This window comes from Mesorhizobium sp. WSM4842 (genome assembly GCF_055901575.1).
Genome location: NZ_CM148372.1, coordinates 92,161 through 117,623 on the forward strand (window position 1 = coordinate 92,161; position 25,463 = coordinate 117,623).

The 25,463-nt window shown below is 62.6% G+C and carries 23 protein-coding genes; 8 read left to right on the plus strand and 15 right to left on the minus strand.

What is annotated here, in order from left to right; all coding sequences use genetic code 11:
* Positions 1 to 29 precede the first annotated feature (29 nt).
* Positions 30 to 1,286 carry an Hsp70 family protein gene (locus tag AC0NIE_RS00410; RefSeq protein WP_473483772.1) on the plus strand — a complete coding sequence of 419 codons (1,257 nt, stop codon included), beginning with the start codon at positions 30 to 32 and terminating at the stop codon, positions 1,284 to 1,286.
* 6 nt (positions 1,287 to 1,292) lie between these two features.
* Here the strand turns inward: AC0NIE_RS00410 and AC0NIE_RS00415 are convergent, their stop codons facing one another.
* The gene (locus AC0NIE_RS00415) at positions 1,293 to 2,195 is read right to left on the minus strand and encodes a LysR substrate-binding domain-containing protein (RefSeq protein ID WP_473483774.1); all 903 of its coding nucleotides are present in this window, start codon (positions 2,193 to 2,195) and stop codon (positions 1,293 to 1,295) included.
* Positions 2,196 to 2,469: 274 nt separating this feature from the next.
* Here AC0NIE_RS00415 and AC0NIE_RS00420 point away from each other — a divergent pair, with 274 nt between their 5' ends.
* Genes AC0NIE_RS00420 through AC0NIE_RS00430 form a run of 3 tightly spaced genes read left to right on the plus strand, consistent with a single transcriptional unit; the run spans position 2,470 to position 7,081 of the window.
* On the plus strand, positions 2,470 to 5,403 hold the full coding sequence (locus AC0NIE_RS00420) for a molybdopterin oxidoreductase family protein (protein WP_473483776.1): 2,934 nt from the start codon (positions 2,470 to 2,472) through the stop codon (positions 5,401 to 5,403).
* On the plus strand, positions 5,400 to 6,134 hold the full coding sequence (locus AC0NIE_RS00425) for a 4Fe-4S dicluster domain-containing protein (protein WP_473483778.1): 735 nt from the start codon (positions 5,400 to 5,402) through the stop codon (positions 6,132 to 6,134). Before AC0NIE_RS00420 ends, AC0NIE_RS00425 begins: the two co-directional genes overlap by 4 nt.
* A gap of 11 nt (positions 6,135 to 6,145) precedes the next feature.
* Positions 6,146 to 7,081 carry a dimethyl sulfoxide reductase anchor subunit family protein gene (locus tag AC0NIE_RS00430; RefSeq protein ID WP_473483781.1) on the plus strand — a complete coding sequence of 312 codons (936 nt, stop codon included), beginning with the start codon at positions 6,146 to 6,148 and terminating at the stop codon, positions 7,079 to 7,081.
* A gap of 6 nt (positions 7,082 to 7,087) precedes the next feature.
* Here the strand turns inward: AC0NIE_RS00430 and pdeM are convergent, their stop codons facing one another.
* The 5 genes from pdeM to AC0NIE_RS00455 all read right to left on the minus strand — a co-directional run bounded on the left by pdeM (position 7,088) and on the right by AC0NIE_RS00455 (position 13,109).
* Positions 7,088 to 7,801, minus strand: a complete 714-nt coding sequence (gene pdeM / locus AC0NIE_RS00435; RefSeq protein ID WP_473483783.1) for a ligase-associated DNA damage response endonuclease PdeM — start codon at positions 7,799 to 7,801, stop codon at positions 7,088 to 7,090.
* Between the two features lies 1 nt (position 7,802).
* Complete coding sequence (locus AC0NIE_RS00440; RefSeq protein WP_473483785.1) at positions 7,803 to 10,334, minus strand: ligase-associated DNA damage response DEXH box helicase; 2,532 nt, start codon at positions 10,332 to 10,334, stop codon at positions 7,803 to 7,805.
* A gap of 98 nt (positions 10,335 to 10,432) precedes the next feature.
* The gene (locus tag AC0NIE_RS00445) at positions 10,433 to 11,293 is read right to left on the minus strand and encodes a C40 family peptidase (protein ID WP_473483788.1); all 861 of its coding nucleotides are present in this window, start codon (positions 11,291 to 11,293) and stop codon (positions 10,433 to 10,435) included.
* Between the two features lie 30 nt (positions 11,294 to 11,323).
* Positions 11,324 to 11,674 (minus strand): MarR family transcriptional regulator, encoded by a 351-nt coding sequence (locus tag AC0NIE_RS00450; protein ID WP_473483791.1) that lies wholly within the window; start codon positions 11,672 to 11,674, stop codon positions 11,324 to 11,326.
* Between the two features lie 70 nt (positions 11,675 to 11,744).
* Positions 11,745 to 13,109 (minus strand): leucyl aminopeptidase family protein, encoded by a 1,365-nt coding sequence (locus tag AC0NIE_RS00455; protein ID WP_473483793.1) that lies wholly within the window; start codon positions 13,107 to 13,109, stop codon positions 11,745 to 11,747.
* A 123-nt stretch (positions 13,110 to 13,232) separates the two neighbouring features.
* Here AC0NIE_RS00455 and AC0NIE_RS00460 point away from each other — a divergent pair, with 123 nt between their 5' ends.
* Positions 13,233 to 14,054 (plus strand): tetratricopeptide repeat protein, encoded by an 822-nt coding sequence (locus AC0NIE_RS00460; RefSeq protein WP_473484517.1) that lies wholly within the window; start codon positions 13,233 to 13,235, stop codon positions 14,052 to 14,054.
* Positions 14,055 to 14,163: 109 nt separating this feature from the next.
* Here the strand turns inward: AC0NIE_RS00460 and AC0NIE_RS00465 are convergent, their stop codons facing one another.
* The 9 genes from AC0NIE_RS00465 to AC0NIE_RS00505 form a co-directional block, all read right to left on the minus strand.
* The gene (locus AC0NIE_RS00465) at positions 14,164 to 15,180 is read right to left on the minus strand and encodes a type II secretion system F family protein (protein WP_123146545.1); all 1,017 of its coding nucleotides are present in this window, start codon (positions 15,178 to 15,180) and stop codon (positions 14,164 to 14,166) included.
* Positions 15,181 to 15,192: 12 nt separating this feature from the next.
* Positions 15,193 to 16,206 (minus strand): type II secretion system F family protein, encoded by a 1,014-nt coding sequence (locus AC0NIE_RS00470; protein ID WP_473483795.1) that lies wholly within the window; start codon positions 16,204 to 16,206, stop codon positions 15,193 to 15,195.
* Positions 16,207 to 16,235: 29 nt separating this feature from the next.
* A complete protein-coding gene (locus tag AC0NIE_RS00475; protein WP_123146543.1) occupies positions 16,236 to 17,741 on the minus strand; it encodes a CpaF family protein in 1,506 nt (501 codons plus the stop codon).
* Between the two features lie 29 nt (positions 17,742 to 17,770).
* Positions 17,771 to 19,054, minus strand: coding sequence for a CpaE/TadZ family protein (locus AC0NIE_RS00480; protein ID WP_473483797.1), 1,284 nt, complete (start codon positions 19,052 to 19,054; stop codon positions 17,771 to 17,773).
* Positions 19,055 to 19,080: 26 nt separating this feature from the next.
* Positions 19,081 to 19,815 (minus strand): CpaD family pilus assembly protein, encoded by a 735-nt coding sequence (locus tag AC0NIE_RS00485; protein ID WP_473483799.1) that lies wholly within the window; start codon positions 19,813 to 19,815, stop codon positions 19,081 to 19,083.
* Positions 19,816 to 19,829: 14 nt separating this feature from the next.
* A complete protein-coding gene (locus AC0NIE_RS00490; protein ID WP_473483802.1) occupies positions 19,830 to 21,362 on the minus strand; it encodes a type II and III secretion system protein family protein in 1,533 nt (510 codons plus the stop codon).
* Positions 21,359 to 22,171 (minus strand): Flp pilus assembly protein CpaB, encoded by an 813-nt coding sequence (gene cpaB, locus AC0NIE_RS00495; RefSeq protein ID WP_473483804.1) that lies wholly within the window; start codon positions 22,169 to 22,171, stop codon positions 21,359 to 21,361. Before cpaB ends, AC0NIE_RS00490 begins: the two co-directional genes overlap by 4 nt.
* Before the next feature lie 223 nt (positions 22,172 to 22,394).
* Complete coding sequence (locus tag AC0NIE_RS00500) at positions 22,395 to 22,913, minus strand: A24 family peptidase (RefSeq protein ID WP_473483805.1); 519 nt, start codon at positions 22,911 to 22,913, stop codon at positions 22,395 to 22,397.
* A gap of 153 nt (positions 22,914 to 23,066) precedes the next feature.
* Complete coding sequence (locus AC0NIE_RS00505; protein ID WP_473483807.1) at positions 23,067 to 23,237, minus strand: Flp family type IVb pilin; 171 nt, start codon at positions 23,235 to 23,237, stop codon at positions 23,067 to 23,069.
* Positions 23,238 to 23,592: 355 nt separating this feature from the next.
* On the opposite strand from AC0NIE_RS00505, the gene AC0NIE_RS00510 reads away from it, so the two are divergent.
* The 3 genes from AC0NIE_RS00510 to AC0NIE_RS00520 all read left to right on the plus strand — a co-directional run bounded on the left by AC0NIE_RS00510 (position 23,593) and on the right by AC0NIE_RS00520 (position 25,383).
* Complete coding sequence (locus tag AC0NIE_RS00510) at positions 23,593 to 24,015, plus strand: pilus assembly protein N-terminal domain-containing protein (RefSeq protein ID WP_192358289.1); 423 nt, start codon at positions 23,593 to 23,595, stop codon at positions 24,013 to 24,015.
* Between the two features lie 150 nt (positions 24,016 to 24,165).
* Positions 24,166 to 24,726, plus strand: coding sequence for a TadE/TadG family type IV pilus assembly protein (locus AC0NIE_RS00515; protein WP_473483809.1), 561 nt, complete (start codon positions 24,166 to 24,168; stop codon positions 24,724 to 24,726).
* 36 nt (positions 24,727 to 24,762) lie between these two features.
* Complete coding sequence (locus AC0NIE_RS00520; RefSeq protein ID WP_473483812.1) at positions 24,763 to 25,383, plus strand: TadE/TadG family type IV pilus assembly protein; 621 nt, start codon at positions 24,763 to 24,765, stop codon at positions 25,381 to 25,383.
* The last annotated feature ends 80 nt before the right edge of the window (positions 25,384 to 25,463 follow it).

Genomic DNA, 25,463 nt, shown 5'->3' on the forward strand with positions numbered 1-25,463 from the left:
TCCCCCACAATCAGAATACAGGCTTCACGATGCGATCAGCATTCGGCGGTATCGACTTCGGCACTTCGAATTCCACAGTGGGCGTGGTCAGGAACGGGCAGCCACGGCTGGTGGCGCTGGAAGACGGTCAGGTGACGCTGCCGAGCGCGGTGTTCTTCAACTTCGAGGACAACCGCACCTATTTTGGGCGCCGCGCCATCGCCAACTATACCGACAGCATCGATGGTCGTCTGATGCGCTCGCTGAAGAGCGTACTCGGCGGTACGCTTGTCCATGAAAAGACGCGCATCAAGTCCCGATCGATCGCCTTCACCGAGATCATTGGTCTGTTCGTCGGCCATCTCAGGAAAAGGCTGGAAGAGGATGCGGACGACACGGTTGAAAGCGTGGTGCTCGGTCGTCCCGTGCAGTTCGTCGACGACGATGCCGAGGCCGATGCCAAGGCCGAAGGTGAACTCGAAAACGCGGCCCGCACCCAGGGCTTCAAGCATATCGCCTTCCAGTTCGAGCCGATCGCGGCGGCGCTCGACTACGAGCAGAAGGTCACGCGGGAAGAACTGGCGCTGATCGTCGACATGGGCGGCGGCACGTCCGACTTCTCGATCGTGCGGGTCTCGCCGCAGCGCGCCCGCTCCCTCGATCGCAAGGACGACATCCTGGCGAGCCGAGGCATCCACATCGGCGGCACCGACTTCGATCGGCTGTTGAGCATCACCCATGTGATGCCGCAGCTCGGCTACCTCTCGCCGACCAAGGACGGCAAGCGCAACTTGCCGGCCAGCTACTTCATCGACCTGGCGACATGGCAACGCATCAATCTGGTCTACACCGCCAGGGCGATGACGCATCTGCGCCAGATCCGCTACGAGGCGGAACGCGCCGACCTGGTCGACCGTTTCATCCACATCGTCGAGCATCGTTACGGGCACGCGCTGGCCGCTTTGGTCGAGAGGGCCAAGATCGCGCTGACGCAGCAACGTTCTGGTGATGTCGTAGTCGCGCTGCCCGGAGCGAGTTTCGCGGCAGAAATTTCCCGCGCCGGGCTCGAGGCCACGATTGCCAGGGATATCGAACGGGTGGCCGCGACGGTTGGCGAGACGATCCGCGACGCGCAGGTGAAACCGTCCGCCATCACCGCGGTGTTCCTAACCGGCGGATCGACCGCCATCCCGCTGGCAAGGCAGCAGATATTAGCCTTGGTGCCGCAGGCGTCCGTCATCGAAGGGGATATGTTCGGCTCGGTCGGGCTTGGGCTGGCGCTCGATGCGCAGCGGAAATTCGGCTGACCCGGCTTACCCGCGGACGGTCTCGCCGGCCTTCGCGCCCAGATGCGCCTTGAGCGCCATCTGGGCCAGACTTGCCTGCCGGTCACGGTGCGTGATCATGGCGAAATCACGTTTCGGCAGATCGATCTGCACGGAACGCAAGCTGCCTTCGGCAACGGCGCGTTCGACAACGAGTTCCGAAATGATGGTGGCGCCGGCGCCAGCCTCGACCGCCTGACGGACCGCCTCGTTGCTCGGCAGCACCAGGAATATTCGCAGTTCCGCGAACGAGATCCCTTCGCGGCGGGCAAGATCTTCCAGCACCTCGCGGGTGCCCGACCCGCCCTCCCTGATGATCCAGCGGAGCTCGCTGATATCGGGATGCCCGCGCGAGACTTCAGCGATCTCGGGATGCGAAGGCGCCACAACCAGCATCAGGCGATCCACATCGACCTTGGCGCGCCGCAATATGTCCGAATCAGTGCGCCCCTCGACCAGGCCAAAATCAGCCGTACCGTCCAGTACGGTGGTCTCAACCTGCCTGGTGTTGCCGATGGTCACGCTCAGCCTGACGGCGGGATAGGCCTCGTGGAAGGAGGCCAGCCGGCGCGGCAGCCAGTAGCTGGCGATGGTTTGGCTGGCGGCGATGGAAAGGCTGCCGGTGATCGTCTGCGAGACGTGCTCCAGCACGTCGTGGGCGGCAGTCGCCCGTTCAAGCACGGCCTTGGCCTCGGGCAGGAACCGGCGCCCGGTCTGCGCCAGCTCGATGTTGCGACCGACCCGGTTGAATAGCTGGACGCCATGCTGCCGTTCGAGCGAGCGGATGGCGGCCGAGGCGGCCGATTGGGAAATACCCAGCAGCTCGGCTGCCTTGGTCATGTGTCCTCGTTCGGCGACAGCAACGAAGATCCGCAATTGGTCCAGGGTCATGAGAGAATTAAGAAAGAAATTCGATTGGAATTACAAGAGCAACTTGTTAGACAGATCGATCATTTTGTTCTAAGTTTTTGCAGGAAATTGGAAAAATATCGCGGCCAGTCCGCAAAAGGCAGAAAGTGATCAGGCGCTTCAAATCCCTGTTTTCCCATTGGACGCGCAGCTTGCGGCGGCGGCTCACCGGCAACGGCTATCATCCGGAAGAGCATTACATGCGCGGCCCCGGGCCGAAAACGCGAGCCAAATACTCGGACCACAAAAGCAGATCATGAGCCACGGACCGCTGCGCGGCGCCAATTCCGCACCGTCCCAACGGTCGCTTGCCGACACGCGCGCGCCCGACGAGGGCGATGGCGTCGATACTTCGCCCGATATCTCCGACAGCATCGCCAAGACCACCTGCTACATGTGCGCCTGCCGGTGCGGCATCGACGTCCACATCAAGGACGGCAAGGTCCGCTACATCAACGGCAACAAGGACCATCCGGTCAATCGCGGCGTGCTGTGCGGCAAGGGCAGTGCCGGCATCATGCAGCACTACAGTCCGGCCCGGTTGAAGAAACCATTGCTGCGCACAGGTCCGCGCGGCTCGGGAGAATTTCGTGAGATCGAGTGGGAGGAGGCTTTCTCAATCGCGACGGAACGACTTTCGAAAATCCGCCGGACCGATCCGAAGAAACTCGCCTTCTTTACCGGGCGCGATCAGTCGCAATCGTTGACCGGCTGGTGGGCGAGCCAGTTCGGCACGCCGAATTTCGCCGCCCATGGCGGCTTCTGCTCGGTCAACATGGCGGCCGGCGGGCTCTATACGATCGGCGGTTCGTTCTGGGAGTTCGGCGAACCCGACTGGGACAACACGAGATACTTCATGCTGTTCGGCGTTGCCGAGGACCATGATTCCAATCCGATCAAGATCGGTCTCGGCAAGCTCAAGGCGCGCGGCGCCAAGGTGGTCTCGATCAATCCGTGCCGCACCGGCTACAACGCCATTGCCGATGACTGGATCGGCATCCGGCCCGGTACCGACGGACTGTTCGTGTTAGCCCTCATCCATGAACTGCTGAAGGCCGGCCGCGTCGATCTCGATTATTTGCTGCGCTACACCAATGCTCATGTCCTCGTCATCCAGGAGCCGAATGCTGCCGACGATGGGCTGTTCGCACGCGACGGTAACGGCAATCCGCTGGCCTGGGACAGGGTGGCGAAAGTGCCCGTCAGCGTCACCGATACCGACGCAAAGCCGGCGCTGACCGGCAACTTCCAGGTCGATGGCCGCCGCTGCGTTCCGGTCTTCCAGCTCGTTGCCGACCGCTATCTGCAGGAGAGCTATTCTCCCGATGCGGTCGCCGAACGCTGCGGCGTCCCCGCCGACACCATCCGCCGGACCGCCGCCGAACTGGCGCATGTCGCCTTCGAACAGGCGATCGAACTGCCGGTGGAGTGGACCGACTGGGCCGGCCGCCGGCATGAGACGATCAAGGGCCGGCCGGTGTCGATGCACGCGATGCGCGGCATCTCGGCCCATTCGAACGGGTTTCATAGCTGCCGCGCCATCCACCTGCTCCAAGTACTCCTGGGTACGGTGGACGTGCCCGGCGGATTTCGCTTCAAGCCGCCCTATCCGCGGTCGGCGCCGCCGGGGCCGAAGCCGGCGGGCAAGGACGTCAGGCCGATGACGCCGCTCGAAGGCATGCCGCTTGGATTCGTCTGCGGCCCGGAGGATCTGCTGGTCGACGACGTCGGCACGCCGATCCGTATCGACAAGGCCTATTCCTGGGATGCGCCGCTGGCAGCACACGGGCTCATGCACACGGTCATCCGTAATGCCTGGGCCGGCGATCCTTACAGGATCGATACGCTAATGATGTACATGTCCAACATGGCCTGGAACTCGTCGATGAACACCGTCGAGACGATGGCGATGCTGACCGACAGCGACGAGGCCGGAAACTACAAGATCCCCTTCATCATCTATTCCGACGCCTATTATTCCGAGACCGTGCCGTTCGCCGATCTCGTGCTTCCCGACACGACCTATCTCGAGCGTCACGACTGCATCAGCCTGCTCGATCGGCCGATCAGCCATGCCGACGGCCCGGGCGACGCCATCCGCCATCCCGTCGTCGAGCCGGATCGTGATGTCAGGCCGTTCCAGACGGTGCTGATCGAGCTCGGCGCGCGCCTCAGCCTGCCCGGCTTCGTCGACGACGACGGCTCGGCCAAATACCGCGACTATGCCGATTACATCGTCAATCATGAGCGCACGCCGGGCATCGGCCCGCTCGCCGGCTGGCGCGGCAAGGACGGAACCTCGATCGGCAAAGGCGAGGCCAATCCTGATCAGCTTCAGCGCTACATCGACAATGGCGGCTTCTGGCACCATGATTTTGCGGACGACCAGCGCTACTACAAAATGGCCAACCGCTCCTATCTCGACTTCGCCGAGAACATGGGCTTCATCCCGAAAGCCGAGCCGATCGTCTTCCAGCTCTATTCGGAACCGATTCAGCGGTTTCGCCTCGCCGCGCGCGGCCATGGGCGGGTGCTGCCGCCGGAGGCGGAGCGCAGCCGCATCGAGACCTATATGGACCCGCTGCCGTTCTGGTACACGCCCTTCGAGGAGGCGGCTGTCGACCTCGAGAAATACCCGCTGCACGCGCTGACACAGCGACCGATGCACATGTATCATTCCTGGGGCTCGCAGAACGCCTGGCTCAGGCAGATCACCAGCCAGAACCGGCTGTTCGTGCACAACCGGACCGCCGCCGGCCTCGGCCTTGTCGACGATGACTGGGTGTGGATCGAGAGCATCAACGGCAAGGTCAAGGGACAGATCAAGCTGGTCGACGGCGTCAACGCGGATACGGTTTGGACCTGGAACGCCATCGGCAAACGGCGCGGCAGCTGGGGGCTGAAGGACGACGCCGCCGAATCCAACCGCGGTTTCCTGCTCAATCACATTATCGGCGACCAGACCTCTGCCGATGCCAATGGTAAACGCTACTCGAATTCCGACCCGGTCACCGGCCAGGCGGCATGGTTCGACCTGCGTGTCCGCATCGTCAAATGCGCGGCTGAAGAAGCCGGCTTCACCGAACCGCAGTTCGAGCGCTTCCGGCAGCCGCCGCATTTCGAACCCTCGCCCGACAAGCTCAGTTTCGGCGCCGAGTTTCGCCGGGAAAGAGAAGCCGCCAGACCATGACCTGTCTCCCCGCCCATACCGACAAAAAGCTCGGCCTCGTCATCGACCTTGACACCTGCGTCGGTTGCCAGGCCTGCGTTACCGCCTGCAAGGAATGGAACACCGGCGGCCACATGGCGCCGCTGACCGACATCGATCCCTACGGCGGCGATGCCGACGGGGTCTGGTTCAACCGCGTGCACAGCTATGAGCACATCACGGAGATGGGCGGGCGCACGGTCAATTTCCCACGCTCCTGCCTGCATTGCGAGACGCCGGCCTGCGTCACCGTCTGCCCGACCGGAGCCTCCTACAAACGAGCCTCGGACGGCATCGTGCTGGTCGACGAGGACAAGTGCATCGGCTGCAAATTGTGCAGCTGGGCCTGCCCCTATGGCGCCCGCGAATTCGACACCGATGTCGGCGTGATGAAGAAATGTACGTTGTGCGTCGACCGCATCTATAACGACAATCTGGCTGAAGAAGACCGCGTGCCGGCCTGCGTCGCCGCCTGTCCAACCAGCGCGCGGCATTTTGGCGATCTCGGCGACCCGGCGTCGGCGATCTCGCAACTGGTGGCCGAGCGCGGCGGTGTCGACCTGATGCCCGAACTCGGCTATCACCCGACCAACAAATATTTGCCGCCGCGCGCCCACACGCAGCGTGCGGCATCGGTGCCGGCGCCGGCGCTCGAACCGGTGCGGGCCGAAGGCGGTTTCCTCGGCTGGGTCGACCGCATGCTTTCGCACTGACCAGCGCCTCCATGCATCCAGCCTTCTCCGTCGTCTTTTTCACCACCGCCACCGGCGCCGGTTACGGCCTGCTTGCGCTGCTCGGCGTGCTGGCCGGGCAAGGTTTTGTCCCGCCCGATTTCTGGCTCGGCCTCGTCGGCATGGGCCTGGCGTTCGGCCTGATCTCGGCCGGCCTGTTGTCGTCGGCCGGCCATCTCGGCCGGCCCGAACGTGCCTGGCGGGCATTCTCGCAATGGCGCAGTTCGTGGCTGTCACGCGAAGGCATTGCGTCGGTCGCGACCTTCGTGCCGGCGGGACTGTTCGCCATCGGCTGGGTGTTCCTCGGCCGCACAAACGGCTGGGTGGCCGTCGCCGGGCTGCTGGCTGCGGTCGGCGCGGTCGCCACCGTCTGCACCACCGGCATGATCTATGCATCGCTGAAGCCGATCGCCCAGTGGCACAGCCGCTTCACTCTGCCCGGCTATCTGATCTTTTCAGCGATGAGCGGCAGCGTGCTTCTCAACGCGCTGCTGCAGGGTTTCGCCCTCGGCTCGACCATCCTTCTGGCAGCTTGCGTGCTGCTGACGTTGCTCGGCTGGGGCTGGAAGCTGGCAACCTGGCGATACAATGACGGGCTGGAAATCCCGACCAACGCCAACACCGCGACCGGGCTTGCCGGCGGTACGGTGCGGTCGCTGGAATGGCCGCACACCGAGGAAAACTATCTGCTCAAGGAGATGGGCTTTCGCGTCGCGCGCAAGCACAAGGCGCGGCTGCGCCAGATCACACAAGTGCTGGCCTTCGCCGCGCCCGTCTTGCTGCTGATTGCCGCGTTCGCCTTGCCATGGCCCTATGCGGCGGTGCTGTCGGCAATAGCAGCAATCGTCCAATTCGCCGGCATGCTGGTCGAACGCTGGCTGTTCTTTGCCGAAGCCAAGCACACCGTCACCCTCTACTACGGCAGGTAGACCAGCTCAGCCTGGCCGCAGCATCGCGTGGGAAATCGCGAAGATGCGCTCAGCGCCGAGCATATAGGCCATCAGCGTTTCGCGGCGGAACAGCCCGGCATAGGCGCGGTCGAGCACATTAAGCGAGCCGGTATAGGCGCCGAAGGCCGGCATGATCATGCGGCCGCCATCGCCGGCAAAGCAGCGTCGCCGCACCGAGCGGCCGCGCTGCACGATGCGGGCGCAAGGGTGCAGATGGCCGGCGACCTCGCCCTCCACCCTCACCGCCGAAGGCTCGTGCCGGAATACGAGAGAGCCTACGGCCAGCTCGCGCACCGTCTCGCCGGGCAGGTCGGCTGGCGCATCCGGGTCGTGATTGCCGGCGACCCAGAACCAGTCGCGGCCAGCCATCAGCCCTTCCAACCGTTCGCGAAAGCTCGAATGCATCCGCTCGGCGCCGCCGCCATCATGAAAGCTGTCGCCGAGGCTGATGACGATCGCCGGCTGATAATCGGCAATCACTGCCTGCAATCGGAGCAAAGTCGCGCCCGTATCGTAAGGCGGGATCAGCGCGCCGCGTCGTGCCAGGGACGAGCCCTTTTCCAGATGCAGGTCCGACACCGCCAGAAGCCGAAGCTCCGGGAAATAGAGCACGCCGCGCGGATCACAGACCGCGCGCTCATCAGCGATGCCGACCCGGTCGGCCTCCGCGAATGCCGATGCCCTCGCCGCGAAATTCATATCAAACCAAGCTCATTCCTGGACCCATGGCCTCCTCGACCAGATCCGCCGCCTCCATCAGCAGCGTCTCGTTGGCGCCGCCATTCACCGATTCCTTGCCGATCTCCAGCATGATCGGCACGGCCAACGGCGAAATCTGCTCAAGATGCTTATGCACGATTCGACCGCGGACACGCGAGAGCATCTCGGCAAGTCTGCTGACATCGAGCAGGCCGGCCGACGCATCCGTCCGCGTCGCCTGCAGCAGTATATGGTCCGGTTCGTGACTGCGCAGCACGTCGTAGATCAGATCGGCCGACACCGTCACTTGCCGCCCGCTCTTCTCCTGCCCTGGGAAACGCTTCTCGATCAGTCCGGCGATTACAGCGCAGGTGCGGAAGGTGCGCTTCAGCATCCAGCTGTCGTTCAGCCAGGCTTCGAGATCGTCGCCCAGCATGTCTTCATCGAGCAGGGCAGTCAGAGAAGGCTTCTTTGCCTTGAATAGCGAGGCCATGTCATCCAGCGCCCAGACGGCCAGCGAATAGTCGGTGGCGACAAAGCCGAGCGGCCGCGCGCCTGCCCGCTCCAGCCGCCGCGTCAGCAGCATGCCGAGCGTCTGGTGCGCGAGCCGGCCTTCGAACGGATAGGCGATCATGTAGTGCCGGTTGCCGCGCGGAAAGGTCTCGACCAGCAGGTCACCGCGCTTCGGCAGCACCGATTTTTCCTTCTGCAACCTCAGCCAGTCGGCGACCTGTTCGGGCAGCGCCTGCCAGCGATTGGAATCGGCCAGCATGCCGCGCACCTGGTCGGCGAGATAGGTCGACAGCGGGAACTTTCCGCCGGCATAGGACGGTACGATGATGCGGGCGCCGGCGCCATTGGAGACGATGCACTCGTTCTCACGAATGCCCTCGAAGCGCAGCACCTTGCCGCCGAACATGAAATTGTCGCCGGGGCGCAGCGTCTCGGCGAAATACTCCTCGATCTTGCCGAGCACCGGCCCGCCGCGGCCGGCAAGGCCACGCCCTTGCCTGACATAGCGCACATTCAGCTCCGGCATCTCGACGATGGTGCCGACATTCAGCCGGTACTGCTGGGCGATGCGCGGATGCGAGACGCGCCACAGCCCACCGCTTGTCTTTCGGATGCGAGCGTAGCGATCGTAACTCTTGAGCGCGTAGCCCCCGGTGGCGACGAAATCGATGACACGGTCGAAGGTTGCGCGCTCCAGCTCGGCATAGGGCGCGGCACCGCGCACCTCCTCGAATAAAAAGTCGGCGTCAAAGGGTGCCGCGCAGGCGCAACCCAGCACGTGCTGCGCCAGCACGTCGAGCGCGCCATTGACCAGCGGCGGCGTGTCCTGGGCGCCGAGATAGTTGGCGTCGAGCGCCGCCCGGCATTCCAGCACCTCGAAGCGGTTGGCCGGGATCAGGATGGCCTTCGAAGGCTCGTCCATGCGGTGGTTGGCGCGGCCGATACGCTGCGCCAGCCGGCTCGCGCCCTTCGGCGCGCCGACATGCACGACCAGATCGACGTCGCCCCAGTCGATACCGAGATCAAGCGTAGAAGTGGCGACGATGGCGCGCAGTGCATTCTCGCCCATCGCCTTTTCGACCCGCCGGCGCTGACCGACATCGAGCGAGCCGTGATGCAGGGCGATCGGCAGCGAGTCCTCGTTTGCCCGCCACAGCTCCTGGAACAGCAGCTCTGCCTGGCTGCGTGTGTTGACGAACAGGAGCGTCGTGCGATGGCGCTGGATCGCCTCGTAGATTTCGGGAATGGCGTAGCGGGCCGAGTGTCCGGACCACGGCACGTGCTGTTCTGAATCGAGGATGGAGATGTCGGGCTTGGCGCCGCCGGCAACGGTGATCAGACCTGCCATCGCGCTGGGTGGATTCTGGCTTACCAGCCAACGGCGCAAGTCGTCGGGCTCGGCGACCGTTGCCGACAGGCCGATCGTCTGCAGGCCGGGCACGAAGCTGCGCAGCCGCGCCAGCCCGAGCGCCAGAAGATGCCCGCGTTTCGACGTCACCAGTGAATGCAGTTCATCGAGCACGACATAGTGCAGGTCCTCGAAGAAGCGCCTGGCGTCGGGCGCCGCAATCAGCAGCGCCAGCTGCTCGGGCGTGGTCAGGAGAATGTCGGGCGGCACCAGCTTTTGCCGCTGGCGCTTGTGCGCCGGCGTGTCGCCGGTGCGAGTCTCGATGGTAACCGACAGGCCGATTTCTTCCACCGGCCTGCCGAGATTGCGCTCGATATCGACGGCCAGCGCCTTCAGCGGCGAGATATAGAGCGTATGGATGCCGCGATGAGCCTGTCCCGGCCTTCTCCTTGGCCGGCCTGCCAGCTCGGTCAACGAGGGCAAGAATCCGGCCAGCGTCTTGCCGGCGCCGGTCGGCGCGATCAGCAAAACCGACTGCCCGGCCCGGGCCCTTGCCAGCAGCTCGATCTGATGGGCGCGCGGCGACCAACCTTTTTCCGCGAACCATTTGAGGAATGGCTCGGGCAAGTGCACGGCGGCATTCTGATCGGCAAGGCGCGGCTGCTCTGTCACCTGCCAGAGGTAGCGCGGCGGCGCGCAATCGCCAAGAAGAATCAGAACAAAAGGTGATCGAAGCGCCTCCCCCTCGCTTGAGAAGGGCCGCTGTTGCGCTACGGCCGGCGAAACCCTGTCGGGCCGCCATAGAGGTAGCCGATGCGGGCGACAGCGTCCTTGAACCCTTCACGCGAGACCAGCATGGTGTGGCCGTTCGCATGGATCATCGTTTCTGGGTCGGTCATAACAGCGACATGGCCTTTCCAGAACACCAGGTCGCCGCGCCGCAACCCGGCAAAATCCGGCCCTGGGTTGAGTGGCTCGCCGATGGTCGCCGCCTGCATGTCGGAATCGCGCAGCACTTGCCTGCCGGCCATGTGCATCGCCAGTTGCACGAGGCCGGAGCAATCGATGCCGAAGCCGGAGGCGCCGCCCCACAGATAGGGCGTGCCGAGAAAAGCCTCCGCGACCGCGACATAGTCGGCAGCCGGCTCTCCTAGAGGCCTGAGATGGCCTGATATGATAGCCTCGCCGGACGGCAGCAGCGCATAATGCGTGCCGCGCGTTTCTGTCGCGCCCGCCACCGTCACCGCCGATCCCATCGACAGGTGCCCGCTCAGCGGAAGCCGCAAATCCGGTCCGGGATAGAGGAAAGTGCGCGGCACGGAGACGACATGGGTTGGCGCATGGTCCCGCGCGCTTAGCACGGTGTCGGCGACATAGCCGACATAGCCGTCGCGTTCGGCCTGGATCCAGGCCCAGCCCTCAGCGTCTTCGAAGACGAGGACATCGTCGCCGAACAGGGCTTGCGTGTTGACGCCGGCATCCGGCCGCGGCGCCTTGCGGATATCGGCCACTGCGGCTGAAACCCGCGCTGGCCGCCCGGCGACGAAGCGATCGGCGGCGACCTCGCCCTCCAGCCTGGCATCGGCGAGATCGGAACGGAAGGCGTGAAGGCGAGCATCCCTGGCGGTCAAATCGGCAACTCGTTCAGAATGGCGTTTCGGTCAGATGGGCAATTCCTGGGCTCTGGCGATGATAACATCGCCGAAGCGCTCGACAAAGAGAGCACCTTCTACGGTTCGCTTGACCAGCACGTTGCGCTTGTCGAGTTCATCGCGATGGCGCGACACCAGCTTCATCGCGCCCATTGTGTCGAGCGCGCGGGTGATCACCGGCTTGGTGACATTGAGGCGGGCGGCGAGCCCGCGCACCGTGTGCGGCGGCGGATCGAGATAGATGGTGAACAGGATCGCTGTCTGGCGCATGGTGAGGTCCGGTGCGTCGTCGCGCACCTGAGACAGCGTCACCTGCTGCCACAGTCGCAAGGCCTGGCTCGGGCGCATCGAAATCGACATCCGGCCAGCATGGCGGAAAATTGTTTCGGTTCCGTTTCAGTCTCGATACCTTCCTGTCGGACCGCTAGCGTCAGGCGTAGCGTTTCGAGATGACCCTTTCCAGCGCGCGGATGCCTTGCGCCTCGCCGCCGACGAGACCGTACGGACGATCGGACGGATTCCAGGCGAAGATGTCAAAATGCGCCCAAGCGGCGGTCCTCTCAACGAAGCGCTTCAGGAATAGCGCCGCAGTGATCGAGCCGGCGAAACCGTCTGACGTGACATTGTTGATGTCGGCGATCTTCGACGACAACTTTGCGTCATAGGGTTTCCACAGCGGCATGCGCCACAGAGGATCCTCGACTGCGACAGAGGCCGCCGTCAGGTCGGACGCCAGCGCTTCATCGCCGGTGTAGAAAGGCGGCAGATCGGGACCGAGCGCGACGCGCGCAGCCCCGGTCAAGGTCGCCATGTCGATCAGCAGCTGCGGCTCGTCGTCGTCTGCCAGCGCCAAAGCGTCCGCCAGCACCAGCCGTCCCTCGGCGTCGGTGTTGCCGATCTCGACGGTGATGCCCTTGCGGCTCACCAGCACGTCGCCGGGCCGGAAGGCGTTGCCGGCGATCGAATTCTCGACCGCCGGGATCAGCACACGCAGCCGGACTTTCAGCCCGGCGGCCATGATCATCGAAGCGAGGCCCAATACGTTGGCCGCGCCACCCATGTCCTTCTTCATCAGGAGCATGCCCGAGGACGGCTTGATGTCGAGGCCACCGGTGTCGAAGCAGACGCCCTTGCCGACCAGCGTCACCTTCGGGGCGTTCTTCGGTCCCCATGTCATGTCGATCAGCCGCGGCGCACCGACGGAAGCGCGGCCGACGGCATGGATCATCGGAAAGTTGTTCTTGAGCAGATCGTCGCCCTTGGTCACCGACACTTCGGCCTTGTACGTCCTGGCCAGCGTCCGCACCGCTTGCTCCAGCTGTTCAGGTCCCATGTCGCTGGTCGGCGTGTTGACCAGATCGCGCGTCAGGAAGACACCTTCGGCAGTTCGTCGAACACGCGCCGCATCGGCGCCGGACGGCAGCGAAAAACGCAGCGCCTTGCCGGGTTTTTTGCCGTAGCGGGTGAAGACATAGCCGCCGAGCGCCAGTGCGACGGCCACCAATTCCGGTTCGGCGGGTGCCGAGGCGAAATGCCAGTCGCCTTCGGGCAAGGCTCTCGCCAGCGCACCGATGGCAAGCGCGCCTTCGCCATCGCCCGTGCCGAACAGGGCGCCGGCAAGCGCGCCGTTTTCGTCGGGTACAATCAGCGTCCTGCCGGCCTCACCGGAAAAGCCGTTGGCCTTGGCCCAGGCGAGCGAGGACGAGGCAAGGCCCGCTGAATCCAGTCTATCCTTCGCCACCAGGTGAACCGGCAGCGTGGTCTTCAGTTTTCCCTCGATGAGTTCGACTGGCATTCGATGGCCTCCGGGTTCCGAGTCGGCGCTTTTTTAACTGTCCGTTAGGGTTAACAGAATATTTCTGCGGGAGGGAAGATGGCCATGCAATGGCCACGTACACGAATGGAGGCCCTGGTGCAGATGCCGACCAAGCGCATGACGAACGCCACGGGGAAGCGGCTGATCACCACGGCGCTCATAATAGCGCTCGCTGCAAGCGTTGCAGGCTGCGGGACCAGCAAGTTGACAACCGGCTCGATCGGACGCACCAGCGGCAAACCCTTGGAAACCATGTCGACCGGCGAGTTGCACAAGGCGACGATCGCGCTCGGTCAGTCCTACGCCAAGAACCCCAACGACAAGCGGATCGCGACGAATTATGCCGCGGCACTGCAAATGGATGGAGACGCCGACCAATCGCTCGCCGTGATGCGCAAACTGGCGATCGCCCTGCCGAAGGACCGCGACGTCCTCGCCGCCTATGGCAAGGCACTGGCCGCCAATGGGCAGTTCGAGCCGGCGCTCGACGCGGTGCGCCGCGCGCAGACACCGGAATATCCCGACTGGAAGCTGGTGTCGGCGGAAGCGGCGATTCTCGACCAGCTTGGCCAGAGAGACGAGGCGCGCCAGAATTACCGCAAGGCGCTTGACCTCAAGCCGAACGAACCTTCGATCCTTTCAAATCTCGGCATGTCCTATGTGCTGGAAGGTGATCTGCGCACGGCTGAAACCTATATGCGCTCGGCCGCCCAGCAGCCGAACGCCGACAGCCGCGTCCGCCAGAACCTGGCGCTAGTCGTCGGTCTGCAGGGCCGTTTCGACGAGGCCGAGAAAATCGCTTCTCAGGAGCTCTCGCCCGACCAGGCGCAGGCGAACGTGGCTTACCTTCGCCAGATGCTCGCCCAGCAGAACGCCTGGAGCCAGCTCAAGGACCAGGACAAGGCAAAGCCTGCCACCAACTAACTACGCCGGCCTTGCTTCGAACCGGCCAGTTCCCTCAATTCATCACATGCCGGAAATACAAAGCCGCGTTGCATCAGCATCGCGGCTTTCGCATGTATTGTCGCCTTGGCTATTGGCTGCTCGATGTCGGCTGGTCGCCGAAGATGCCGCGCTGGCTCACCTGGATGCCGGCGGGGCCTAGGATGATGGCGAACAGCACCGGCAGGAAGAACAGAATCATTGGCACGGTGAGCTTCGGCGGCAAGGCCGCGGCCTTCTTCTCGGCAGCGTTCATGCGCATGTCGCGGCTTTCGCCGGCAAGCACGCGCAGCGCGTGCGCCACGGGCGTGCCGTAGCGCTCGGCCTGGACCAGCGCCTGCGACACCGACTTGACCGATTCCAGGCCGGTGCGGCTTGCAAGGTTTTCGTAAGCCTGCTTGCGTTCCTGCAAGTAGGAAAGCTCGGCATTGGTCAGGATGAACTCTTCGGCAAGTGCCACCGATTGCGTGCCGATCTCGTCCGCGACCTTGCGAAACGCCGCCTCCACCGACATGCCGGATTCGACGCAGATCAGCATCAGATCGAGCGCGTCCGGCCACGCCATCTGGATCGACTGCTTGCGCTTGGTGGCGCGGTTGTTGACATAGAGCACCGGCGCGTAAAAACCGGCATAGGCGACGACGATACACACGAACAATTTGATGAGAGGCGGCTGCTCCGGCAAACCCCCGAGCACGAACAGATACATCGCTGCCAGGGCAAAGCCGACAAAGGGCAGGACCAGACGGAAGAAAAGGAAACGCGTCAGCGGATTCTGCCCGCGAAAGCCAGCCACCTTGAGTTTCTGCAAGGTGCCTTCATCGGCCAAGGCGCGCCTCAGGTCCAGCCGATCGACAATATTGCGCATGCCTATCGACTGTTCCTCGCGCAGGCCCTTGCGGCGGCGATCGGCCTCGACGGCAAGCCGCGCACGCTGCTTGGCGCGCAATTCGTCGCGCTCCAGCGCCACGGATTTCATGCGCGCCTTGAGCTGGTTTCCGCCAAAGGCAGGCAGCAGCGTGAAGACGGTCGCAAACACCGCGATGCCGACCAGCAAGGCAATCAGGAACGCCGGGTCGGTAAGGGTCTTGACGACGTTCTCAGTCATACGCTCGAAATCCTAAACTTCGAAGTTCATCATCTTGCGCATCACCAGGATGCCGATCGACATCCAGGCCGCCGAGCAGCCGAGGATCAGATTGCCGACGCTGGTGGTGAACAGAGGCATGATGTAGTTCGGGCTTGTCAGGTAGACGAGAAAGGCGACAACGAACGGCAACGCGCCGATGATCACGGCGGACGCCTTCGCTTCCATGGACAGCGCCTGGACCTTGGCCTTCATTTTCTTGCGGTCGCGAAGCACGCGCGAAAGATTGCCCAGCGCCTCGGAAAGATTGCCGCCGGCCTGGGACTGGATCTGGATGACAATGCCGAAGAAGCTCGCTTCCGTGCACGGCATCGTTTCGGCCATACGCATGCTGGCGTCGGGGATCGACAGCCCCATCTGCTGCGAATCGACGATGCGGCGGAACTCGGTCTTGACCGGTTCAGGGGCTTCGTTGGCGATCAGGCGGACGGCGTCGTTCAGCGGCAGGCCGGATTTGACTGCACGCACGATGATGTCGAGCGCGTTCGGAAATTCGTTGAGGAACGCCTTCACCCGGCGGGCGCGGCAAAACGAGACGAACCAGCGTGGCAGGCCGAGGACGCCGACCAGCAGCGCACCGGGCAAGACATAAAGCGGCGCGCCGGTAAAATAGGCAAGAAACGTCAGGACGACGCCGCAAACCGCCGAGTAGAGATAGAAGCGCTCAAGCGACATCTTCATGCCCGCCTGGCGAATCTGGGCCTTCAGTGGCGGCTTTTTGACGACACTCTGGTTGGTTTTTTGCTTCTGTTCGAGGTCCTTCAGTGAATCCTGAACCGATTTGCGCCGCTTGGTTGCTTCCGCCGTACGGTCGCGCGCGGCTTTGACGACTGCATGATCAGTCTCGGCGGTCTTGATCGTTTCAAGCCGCCTGCCGACTTGCTTCTCGGTGCTGATCTGCTTGAACAGAAAAGCATAGGCCACCGCGCCGGCGCTGAAGCCGGCGAGCACGATGAATGCCAATACGGTGCCGTCAATCCCGAACATCGACCTTGGCCCCTACGCCTCCAAATGCATCAGTCAGCGCGTTTCTCCATCGCCTCGAGCGCGTTGGCGAGGCGCTGTTCCTCGCCATAGTAGCGGGCGCGGTCCCAGAAATGCGGGCGCCCAATACCTGTCGACACGTGCTCACCCAGCAGCCTGCCATTCACGTCCTCGCCCTTTATGTTGTAGAGGACGATGTCCTGCGTGATGATGACGTCGCCTTCCATTCCGATCACCTCGGTGATGTGGGTGATGCGCCGCGATCCGTCGCGCAGGCGTGCGGCCTGGATGATCACGTCCACGGAACCGACGACGATTTCACGGACGGTTTTCTGCGGCAGCGTAAAGCCGCCCATCGCGATCATCGATTCGATACGGTTCAGGCATTCGCGCGGGCTGTTCGAGTGGATCGTGCCCATCGAGCCGTCGTGACCGGTGTTCATCGCCTGCAGAAGATCGAACACCTCCGGTCCGCGCACTTCGCCGACGATGATGCGCTCGGGCCGCATGCGCAGGCAGTTCTTGACCAGGTCGCGCATGGTCACCTCGCCCTCACCCTCCAGGTTGGGCGGGCGGGTTTCCAGACGTACGACATGCGGCTGCTGCAGTTGCAGCTCGGCCGAGTCCTCGCAGGTGATGACGCGCTCCTCGCGGTCGATATAATTGGTCAGGCAGTTGAGCAGCGTGGTCTTGCCGGAACCGGTACCGCCCGAAATGACGATGTTGCAGCGGACGCGTCCAATGATCTTGAGAATTTCGGCGCCGTGCGGCGAAATGGCGCCGAACTTGACCAGCTGGTCGAGTGTCAGCTTGTCCTTCTTGAACTTGCGGATGGTGAGCGCGGTGCCGTCGATGGCGAGCGGCGGCGCGATGACGTTGACGCGGGAGCCATCGGGAAGGCGTGCGTCGCAGATCGGGCTCGATTCATCGACGCGGCGGCCAACCTGGCTGACGATGCGCTGACAGATGTTGAGGAGCTGCTGGTTGTCGCGGAAACGGATGCCGGTCTGCTCGACCTTGCCGTTGACCTCGATGTAGACGTTCTTGGAACCGTTGACCATGATGTCGGCGATCTCGTCGCGGGCGAGCAATGGTTCCAGCGGCCCGTAACCCAGCACGTCATTGCAGATGTCCTCGAGCAGTTCTTCCTGCTCGGCGATCGACATCGCGAAATTCTTGATCGCGATGATGTCGTTGACGATGTCGCGGATTTCCTCGCGTGCGCTTTCGGGATCGAGCTTGGCGAGTTGCGACAGGTCGATCGTATCAATGAGCGCGGAAAAGACCTGGCTCTTGGTATCGTAGTAGGTTTCGCTCTTTTGGCGCTGGACCTTTTTCGGCTCCGGCGCCAATGGCGGCGCCTCGACCGCACGGCGCACGGGCGGCGCAGCAGACGCGCCAAGCGACGGCGGCGGTGCGGGCTTGGCAAGAACCGACGTTTCTGCAGGGTTTGCCGCCGGCGCGGCAGGCGCAGGTGCCGGCTGACGGAATTCCGGGGTGAACCGGCTGCCGTCGTCGCTGCCTCTTTTACCAAACATGATCGACTACCAATCCCGCTCCGAAAGCATCACTTCTTGCTGCGCGAGAGCTTGCCAAGGAGATTGCCGAGGCCCGCTTTCTTTCTTGCCTTGATTTCGCTGCGCCCGGTCAGCACATGCGCAATCTCGTTGATCGTGCCGACAACCGGGTTCTTGGCATCCATTTCGCCGAGCATGCGCCCGTTGTTGGCGGCGTTTCCGAACAGCAGCGGCTCGAAGGGAATAACCGACATCGGCGACAGGCCGAGCGAGTCGGCGAAGTCGGATGACGCAATCTCCGGACGCTTTGGCACGCCGGCCTGATTGATGATCAGCTTCGGCGGTGGATCGTTCGGGCGAAGCCGCTTGAACATGTCGACCAGATTCTTGGTGTTGCGCAGATTGGCCAGTTCCGGCGTCGCCGTGATCACAATCTCGTCGGCCTTGACCAGTATGCTCTTGGTCCAGCCTGTCCAGACGTGCGGAACATCGAGCACCAGAAGCGGCACGCTGCGCTGCGCCGTGTCGATAAGCTGCGTGAAAGCGTCGGGATCGAAATCGTAGACCCGCTCGAGCGTTGAAGGCGCTGCAAGCAGCGACAGATGCTGGGCGCACTGGGCAAGCAGCCGATCGAGATAGACCTCGTCGATGCGTTCCGGTGAGAAAACGGCTTCGGCAATGCCTTGCGCCGGATCCTGATCGAAATTGATGTTGGCCGTTCCGAAAGCCAGGTCCAGATCGGCGACAACCACTTCGGACTTGAACAGCGACGACATCGCCCAAGCCACATTGTGGGCAATGGTCGAGGAGCCGACGCCACCCTTGGCGCCGATGAAGGCGATCGAGCGGCCGATCGGCTCGGCTTCCGGATCAACGAAAATCGACGATATCACGCTGACGATATCGGCCATCGACACCGGCGCGATGACATATTCGGAAATGCCGGAGCGGATGAGCTCGCGATAAAGCCCGACATCATTGTAGTGGCCGATGACCACGACCTTCGAGGCCGGATCGCAATATTCGGAGAGCTGCGTGAGCTGCTCCAGCAATTGCGTCGGCTCGCTGCGCGATTCCAGCAGGATCAGGTTCGGCGTCGGCGCCGATTGATAGAATTCGATGGCGGTGGCGACGCCGCCCATATGAACCTTCAGATGGGCCTTCGCCATGCGACGATCCTCGCCGGCGCGCTCGACCGGATTGGCAACGCCCTCGGTCTCGCAAAATGCCTGAATCGAGATGCGCGGAATCGGCCGCAACGCCTGCATGGCGGCGACATCCTGCTGCGAGGTTTCGCCGCCATCTACCGCCGTGTCGTAGGCTAGATTGCTCATGTCCGCGTGCTCCAACCTGCGATCGATCAGTAGTCGACTTCTGTTGCCGGGATCGGCGAATAGAACGGGGCGTTTTGATAGCCATCAATGACGACGTCACGCCTTTCGGCATCGATGGGTGTCTGTTTACGCGGCCCGAGCAGATCGGTCGGATTGGCCATCTGGGCGGCAAGATTGTTCTGATACGAACAGCCGAAATCGGCATAGTGCTTGTTTTCCGAGGTCTGCAGCAGGTCTTCGGGCCAGCGCCCGCATCTGTCGGTCTGCGCCTTCACCGAGACATAGGCGACGCGGATCGGCGCGGACGCTTCGGCCGAAACCGACTGGTAGGTGGTGATGACGATCCGGTTCCGGCTGATGCCGCTGGCAATCGCAAGTCTGGCGAAATCGCGACCGGCCGCGGTCGCGGCGATCTCGTTGGCCGAACCGCTCGGGATCGAGATCGTCAGGGTCGGAGCGGCGCTCTTGTCGTAGCCGTCCAGAAAGCCCAGAAGCGTGTCGCGCTGTGACCCGGTCATGCCGCGATCGCCGGCGCCGACCGGAAGGTCGATCTTCAGGTTCTTCTCGGCAATGACGATCGGATGGTTGGTGCGATAGTCGTCCGGAACAGCGCCGACCGTGATGCTGTCCCGGTTGGCGCAGCCCGCCAGCAATGCCGCGACCGCAACCGCCAGGATCGGAATGGCCGGCCGGCAGATCCGCGAACGGCCGGACCGCACCGCTACGGTGACCGTCCTGGGCTTCAACGCTGACTGAGACATGTCCGCTTCCCCGCTTACTTGTAGATGAAGCCGACAACGCCGTGATAACGGCCGTTGGGCTTGTCGGTCTGCATGGTGCCGTAGACGCGATTGACACGGCCTAGGAACATGCCGGCGCCATCGCTGGCGGCGTTGAAATTGTCGTCCGGCTTGGCAAGAGCGTTGCGCGTCACCGGTTTCACCAAATAAGGCGTGATGATGATGACCAGCTCGGTCTCGTTGCGGACGAAGTCCCGGCTGCGGAACAGCGTGCCAAGCACTGGGATCTTGGTCAGCCCGGGCAGCCCGGCGACCGCCTGCCTGATGTCGTCCCGAACCAGGCCGGCGATCATCATCGAACCGCCGGAAGGCAGTTCAACGGTGGTGTCTGCCAGTCGCTTTCGGATCGACAGCAAAGTGGTGCCGGGCAAGTCACCGGCCGCTTCGAGCACTGTGGCGCCTTCCGTCGTAGGCTCCGAAACCGACGTTCTCACCTTAAGGCTGATGCGGCCCGCCGAGAGCACGACAGGCTGGAATTCGAGGCCAATTCCATATTCGAGCTTTTCATTGCTGTAAGTAACCTGGCCCGTTATGTTGTCTTCTGAAACGTTGCTCGTCCGGCTTGTGATGAGATTGAATTCGCCGCCGACTTTGAATGTCGCTTTTTCGCCCGAAACCGCGGTCAGCGTCGGCTCGGCGAGTGTCTTCATGACGCCGCTCTGCTCCATGGCGTTTATGTACGCCTGAAGCGAACTGCCGCCGATCGCAGCTCCCGAATATTGCGACAGTGGCTTTCCCAATCCGTATGCAGGGCTGCTCAATGCGCTCCAACTGATGCCATTGCTGTCGCCGTTGCCGATCAGGTTGACGCCCAGCTGCTTCATCACCGAGCGACTGACTTCCGCGACCGTCACCTTCAGCGTCACCTGGTCGTCGCCGATGATCTGCAAGAGGTTGACGATCTGGCTGACGCGACGCTCGGAATCCGGATTGTCGATGTCGACACCGGATTCGGCCGAGCCGCCGGAGGCGGTCTGCGAATATTGTCCCGTGGTCGCTTCGCCGCCGGACACGAAGATGGTGGCCAGATCGACCGCGCGCTTGGCATCCAGGGGAGTGTCCACGGTTCCGGTCAGGACGACGTTGTCGTTCAGCAATTCGACAGTGATGCTCGATGATGGGATGAAGCGCCTAATATAGTCTTCCAGCCCGGCAACGTCGCGTTCGACTGCCAGATCCAGGCTGACGATCTGTTCGCCATTGGGGCCGAACACGAAGATGTTGGTGTCGCCCACCGCCTTTCCGAACAGATAGATGCGCCTGGCGGTGCGGGTCACCGCATCGGCGACCGCCGGGTTGGCGACGAGAATATCATAGGCATCGCTAGGCAGGTCGATGACCACCGATTTGTTGAGACCGAGCTTGACGCGCTGGGTGGCGGTCGAAGCCGACACTTCGGCGTTCCTGCCTGCCGCATTCGCCTCGACGGGGCCTTGCGCATTCGTCCCAAGGAGGAACAGTCCGATAGCCGCAGCCAGGGCGACCGGCAGTCTAGCGTTTAGCCTCATTGCCTTGCTCCCACTTCGGAAACTTCGCCCGACTTGATCAATCGCACCGTGCCGCGCCGCCCATTGCCGGAAACAAGATAGTCGGCCTCGTCCAGATTCTTCTCCTGGGTGTCGCTGATCGACCGCAGCGCCAATGTCAGGCGATCCGCCATCTGCTGGGCGACGGTGATGATTTCCGCCTGCTGCGATGTCAGCTCCAGTGTCGCGGTCTGGCCGACCCTGGTCCTCTTGCCTTCCTCGTCCTCCTGGATGGTCTGGTCGATTGCCAGGACGCGAATGTTCTTGAGGATGGTCTCGGTCGTAAAACCGCTGCCGCCGCCCGCGGCATCGGCTCTGCGGGTCATGATGACGTCGACGAAATCGTTGGGAAGAATGAAGCCGCCGGCCGAAGTGTCGGCCGATACGGCTGTGGCAACGGCCCGCATGCCGGAGGGCAGGATCGACGACATGAAGCTTTGTCCCTCGCCGATCAGCTTGGAGCGCCGCAACGGCTCACCGGCATACATCGCTACACGGGCGACGCCGCCTTCCAGCTTCTCAAGCGCTTCGGGCTCCGCGGCGCGGGTTATGAAATTCGCGTTGATGCCGTCGGCCGGCCAGGACTGCCAGCTGATGTTGTTCTCGAGCGGGCTGCCCATCGGCACATCGCCGGACAGGACAAGCACGTCCTGCAGCGCGATTGCCGGCGCCTTGGGGCCGGAATCGACGATTTGAGGCGGCGGAGCCGTGGCCATGTTTTTTGCGACATATCCTGCGCCACCTGCCGCGGCCACCGCCACGCCCAGAATGATCAGTCGGGATGCTGGCATCTGTCCGAACCTTGTCTTGGCAAATCCACGTAGCCAAGCCGGACCTTGCATCGGCAATCGTCAAAACAAGGTTAATTTAATACTTACGATCGTGATTAATTTAAGGTTTACATAAATTTGAGGCATCCGGTCCGGCCCCGCAAAAAGGCGGCCGAGCCGCCTGCTCAAACGCCAAATCGAAGAAGGGAAGGCTGGCCTGACGAGGGAAGGATGGTGGCGAGAATTAAGCCGCCAGCCTTGCCAGCGCCCACGCCATCAACGGCGAGTTCGGAAAGGTGAGCAGCCCGCCAATGCCAAGCGCGATGCCATAGGGAACGCCTGATGTCTCGTCGGCGAAGTGGCGTAGAAACGGATTGTGGCTTGTGACGGCCGCAAGCGGCGATTTCCGATAGACGAGGATGGCGAGCGTCAGCAGGCCACCGATGAATGTCGAGGTTACGAGATATTGAATGAGATGGATGTTCAGTCCCATCCAGATGGCGGTGGCGGCCAGCAGCTTGGCGTCGCCGCCTCCCATGCCGCCGAGCGCGAACAGAGCGAAGGTTACGGCGAGAACCAGGCCGCCGGCGGCGAAATGCCAGCCATAGGTTGCCCAGTCCATGCCCGTCAGCGGCGCGACCAGGGCGAAGACGGCCACAAGCAGCACCGGCACGCGATTGGCGATCGTCATCGACAGCATGTCGGAGATCGCGGCAAAGAGCATGCAGAACGGAAAGACGACGAAGATCAGGGCTTCAAGCATCGGCGCGGGCCTATGGTCAACTATGCCTAGCCCAGCTTAGACATGTTCGATTAACGATTGATGAGGTTGCGAGCTGAAAAACTGCCGGTACGACGAAACAGGGCCGCCAGTGAGGCGGCCCTGTTCTGGAAAACGACCGGACTTCGTGATCTGTTACGAATTGTTGATCGAAGTGGCGATCCCGTTGAACTTCGCGTTCAGCGCGTCGCCCAGCGAGCCGGCGCCGACCATGATGGCGAGCGCGATGAGAGCGGCGATCAGACCGTATTCGATAGCGGTCGCGCCGGATTCGTCCTTCACAAAACGTGCAATGAGATTAGGCATTCGAGAGCTCCTACTCCAGGTGTTACAGCAATTCCGTCAACTTCTCTTGGCGGCTGATCGGATGCTGCCAATCTATGGAGAAGCTCTTTCGATCGGCTTAATAAACAGCCTTACCGATTCCTTTCCGGCTTCGATGACATGGCGTGGTTAACCGTAAACTAAGTGACGCCTAATGGACCCGACCGGCACGTCAAAGGGCGCGAAAGCCGCAATTCACCGATTGGGAAAGGGGCGATCCGCTTCAGGCGATCACGATGCCAATCCCGACATCATCACGCCTCCCCATCCGCTTAACCGTTGGTTCACCAATCTCGTTCATGTTCCGTTGAGCAGTTTGCCGCCGTGGAGCACTTCAATGACCGGGCCGAGATCGTCCTTTCCGATTGTCGCGCTTCTTGCCGCCACGGCCTTTGTCGTGCCGGCCAAGGCTGGTGCCGGCATCGAGGTCACGATGAACCAGGCGAAGATCGTCAAACTGTCGCGCGCCGCCGATACGATTGTCGTCGGCAACCCGGCGATCGCCGACGCCGCCGTGCAGGATGCTTCGACGATCGTGCTGACGGGCAAGGGCTTCGGCGTCACCAACCTCGTTGTCCTAGATCAAGAGGGCCGTCCGATCGTCGACGAGCAGATCACCGTGGTGCGACAGGACGCGTCGTCGGTGCGCATCTATCGGCGTGCCGAAATACAGACCATGTCCTGCACGCCGTATTGCGAGAGCTCGTATAAAAGCGATGCGGAGAAGGCCTCGGAAGCCGAGATGAGCGCCGGCCGGTAGCGACCTGACCGTCTCGTCTCGCTGAATGCCGCTTCGGTTATCGGCCCGTTAAAACCTTTCCCTCGAATTTAACGATCATCCAAACCGCACCTCAATGGGTTTGCGCTAATGCTCCCTCCGACACCCCTTCAGGATCGGCAGGCCCGGGACATGAGCAAAGCAGGACCAGCAGGCTTTTCAGCGCGCTTCCTTGGCGACCGGCGCGGCAGCACGGCTTTGGAATTCGCGATGCTTGCGGTGCCATTTGCGCTCCTCGTCTTTGCCATACTGGAGAGCTGCATTTCATTTGCCGGGCAAGAGGTGATGGCCAATATTGCCGACGATGTCGCGCGCCAGCTACGGACGGGCCAGATAAGGCAGGCCAATGTAACGGAGGCCACGCTGAAGACCATGATCTGCAGCCGGCTGGAAATCATGGTCGCCAAGGACTGCCCCGGATTGCTGGTGGATCTGCGCGAATATCCGACCTTCGCCGATGCGGCCTCCGCACGCTTCAAGATCCAAGACGGTGAGATCGTGCTGACGCAAGGCACGAGTGCGAAGACCTTCTCGGTGGCCCCGGGCTTGGCTGAATCGATAAACATGCTGCGGGTTTTTTACAAATGGCCCGTCATGACCGATTTCATGGCCAAGTCGATGGCCAATCTGAAAGACGGCAACACGCTGCATTTCGCATCGGTGACCTGGCAGAACGAGCCGTTCGACAACTGAAAACGCACCGTCGCGTGGGTGAAAAAGGACGATGGCATGGGGCGTGCGGAGGCACATCAGGGGATCGCTGGAATGTGCACGAAAGCCATCCGGTTCTGCTGCGATCGCCGCGGTGTCGCGGCGGTTGAGTTTGCCTTCATCGTGCCCGTCCTGCTGATCATGTACTTCATGACCATGGAAGCCTCGCAAGCCATCGAAACCAGCAAGAAGGTCAGTCGCATCGGCAGCATGGTGGCGGATCTCGTTACCCAGCAGCAGACCATCACGGCAGCCGATCTCAATGCGATCATGCAGATCGGCAACTCCACCCTTCAGCCGTACAACCGATCGACCCCGGAAATCATCATCACCGCAATCCAGGTCACGGACGAAGCGACGCCGAAGGTGGTGGTCGTTTGGTCACGCAAGATGGTCGGTGGCGCCTTCAGCGCCGCCGCCGCCAAGAACTCCATCACCACGGTTGCACCGACGCTCGAGATCAAGGGCACCTTTCTCATTCGCGTCGAAAGCAATCTCGCATACCAGCCGATCATTACCTGGTCGGCGGACAGTGAGAAACGGCTTGGATTGAGTTCGGCTTTCGACTCGATATCGATGGGCGAAACCTATTATCTCAGGCCCCGCAGAAGCCCAACGATTCCCTGCAGCACCTGCTGACCGCGCTCGACTCCGATCGCCATTGCTATCGGCCGTTACCTGACGCCGGGCGCAGGATGGCTGCGGCCATCGTGGCTCTG

Excerpts from the sequence above, each read along its gene's own strand:
- AC0NIE_RS00410 (WP_473483772.1), top strand. The coding sequence starts at position 30 with ATGCGATCAGCATTCGGCGGTATCGACTTCGGCACTTCGAATTCCACA.
- AC0NIE_RS00415 (WP_473483774.1), bottom strand. The coding sequence starts at position 2,195 with ATGACCCTGGACCAATTGCGGATCTTCGTTGCTGTCGCCGAACGAGGA.
- AC0NIE_RS00420 (WP_473483776.1), top strand. The coding sequence starts at position 2,470 with ATGAGCCACGGACCGCTGCGCGGCGCCAATTCCGCACCGTCCCAACGG.
- AC0NIE_RS00425 (WP_473483778.1), top strand. The coding sequence starts at position 5,400 with ATGACCTGTCTCCCCGCCCATACCGACAAAAAGCTCGGCCTCGTCATC.
- AC0NIE_RS00430 (WP_473483781.1), top strand. The coding sequence starts at position 6,146 with ATGCATCCAGCCTTCTCCGTCGTCTTTTTCACCACCGCCACCGGCGCC.
- pdeM (WP_473483783.1), bottom strand. The coding sequence starts at position 7,801 with ATGAATTTCGCGGCGAGGGCATCGGCATTCGCGGAGGCCGACCGGGTC.
- AC0NIE_RS00450 (WP_473483791.1), bottom strand. The coding sequence starts at position 11,674 with ATGTCGATTTCGATGCGCCCGAGCCAGGCCTTGCGACTGTGGCAGCAG.
- AC0NIE_RS00455 (WP_473483793.1), bottom strand. The coding sequence starts at position 13,109 with ATGCCAGTCGAACTCATCGAGGGAAAACTGAAGACCACGCTGCCGGTT.
- AC0NIE_RS00460 (WP_473484517.1), top strand. The coding sequence starts at position 13,233 with ATGCCGACCAAGCGCATGACGAACGCCACGGGGAAGCGGCTGATCACC.
- AC0NIE_RS00465 (WP_123146545.1), bottom strand. The coding sequence starts at position 15,180 with ATGACTGAGAACGTCGTCAAGACCCTTACCGACCCGGCGTTCCTGATT.
- AC0NIE_RS00470 (WP_473483795.1), bottom strand. The coding sequence starts at position 16,206 with ATGTTCGGGATTGACGGCACCGTATTGGCATTCATCGTGCTCGCCGGC.
- AC0NIE_RS00475 (WP_123146543.1), bottom strand. The coding sequence starts at position 17,741 with ATGTTTGGTAAAAGAGGCAGCGACGACGGCAGCCGGTTCACCCCGGAA.
- AC0NIE_RS00480 (WP_473483797.1), bottom strand. The coding sequence starts at position 19,054 with ATGAGCAATCTAGCCTACGACACGGCGGTAGATGGCGGCGAAACCTCG.
- AC0NIE_RS00485 (WP_473483799.1), bottom strand. The coding sequence starts at position 19,815 with ATGTCTCAGTCAGCGTTGAAGCCCAGGACGGTCACCGTAGCGGTGCGG.
- AC0NIE_RS00490 (WP_473483802.1), bottom strand. The coding sequence starts at position 21,362 with ATGAGGCTAAACGCTAGACTGCCGGTCGCCCTGGCTGCGGCTATCGGA.
- cpaB (WP_473483804.1), bottom strand. The coding sequence starts at position 22,171 with ATGCCAGCATCCCGACTGATCATTCTGGGCGTGGCGGTGGCCGCGGCA.
- AC0NIE_RS00500 (WP_473483805.1), bottom strand. The coding sequence starts at position 22,913 with ATGCTTGAAGCCCTGATCTTCGTCGTCTTTCCGTTCTGCATGCTCTTT.
- AC0NIE_RS00505 (WP_473483807.1), bottom strand. The coding sequence starts at position 23,237 with ATGCCTAATCTCATTGCACGTTTTGTGAAGGACGAATCCGGCGCGACC.
- AC0NIE_RS00510 (WP_192358289.1), top strand. The coding sequence starts at position 23,593 with ATGACCGGGCCGAGATCGTCCTTTCCGATTGTCGCGCTTCTTGCCGCC.
- AC0NIE_RS00515 (WP_473483809.1), top strand. The coding sequence starts at position 24,166 with ATGAGCAAAGCAGGACCAGCAGGCTTTTCAGCGCGCTTCCTTGGCGAC.
- AC0NIE_RS00520 (WP_473483812.1), top strand. The coding sequence starts at position 24,763 with ATGGGGCGTGCGGAGGCACATCAGGGGATCGCTGGAATGTGCACGAAA.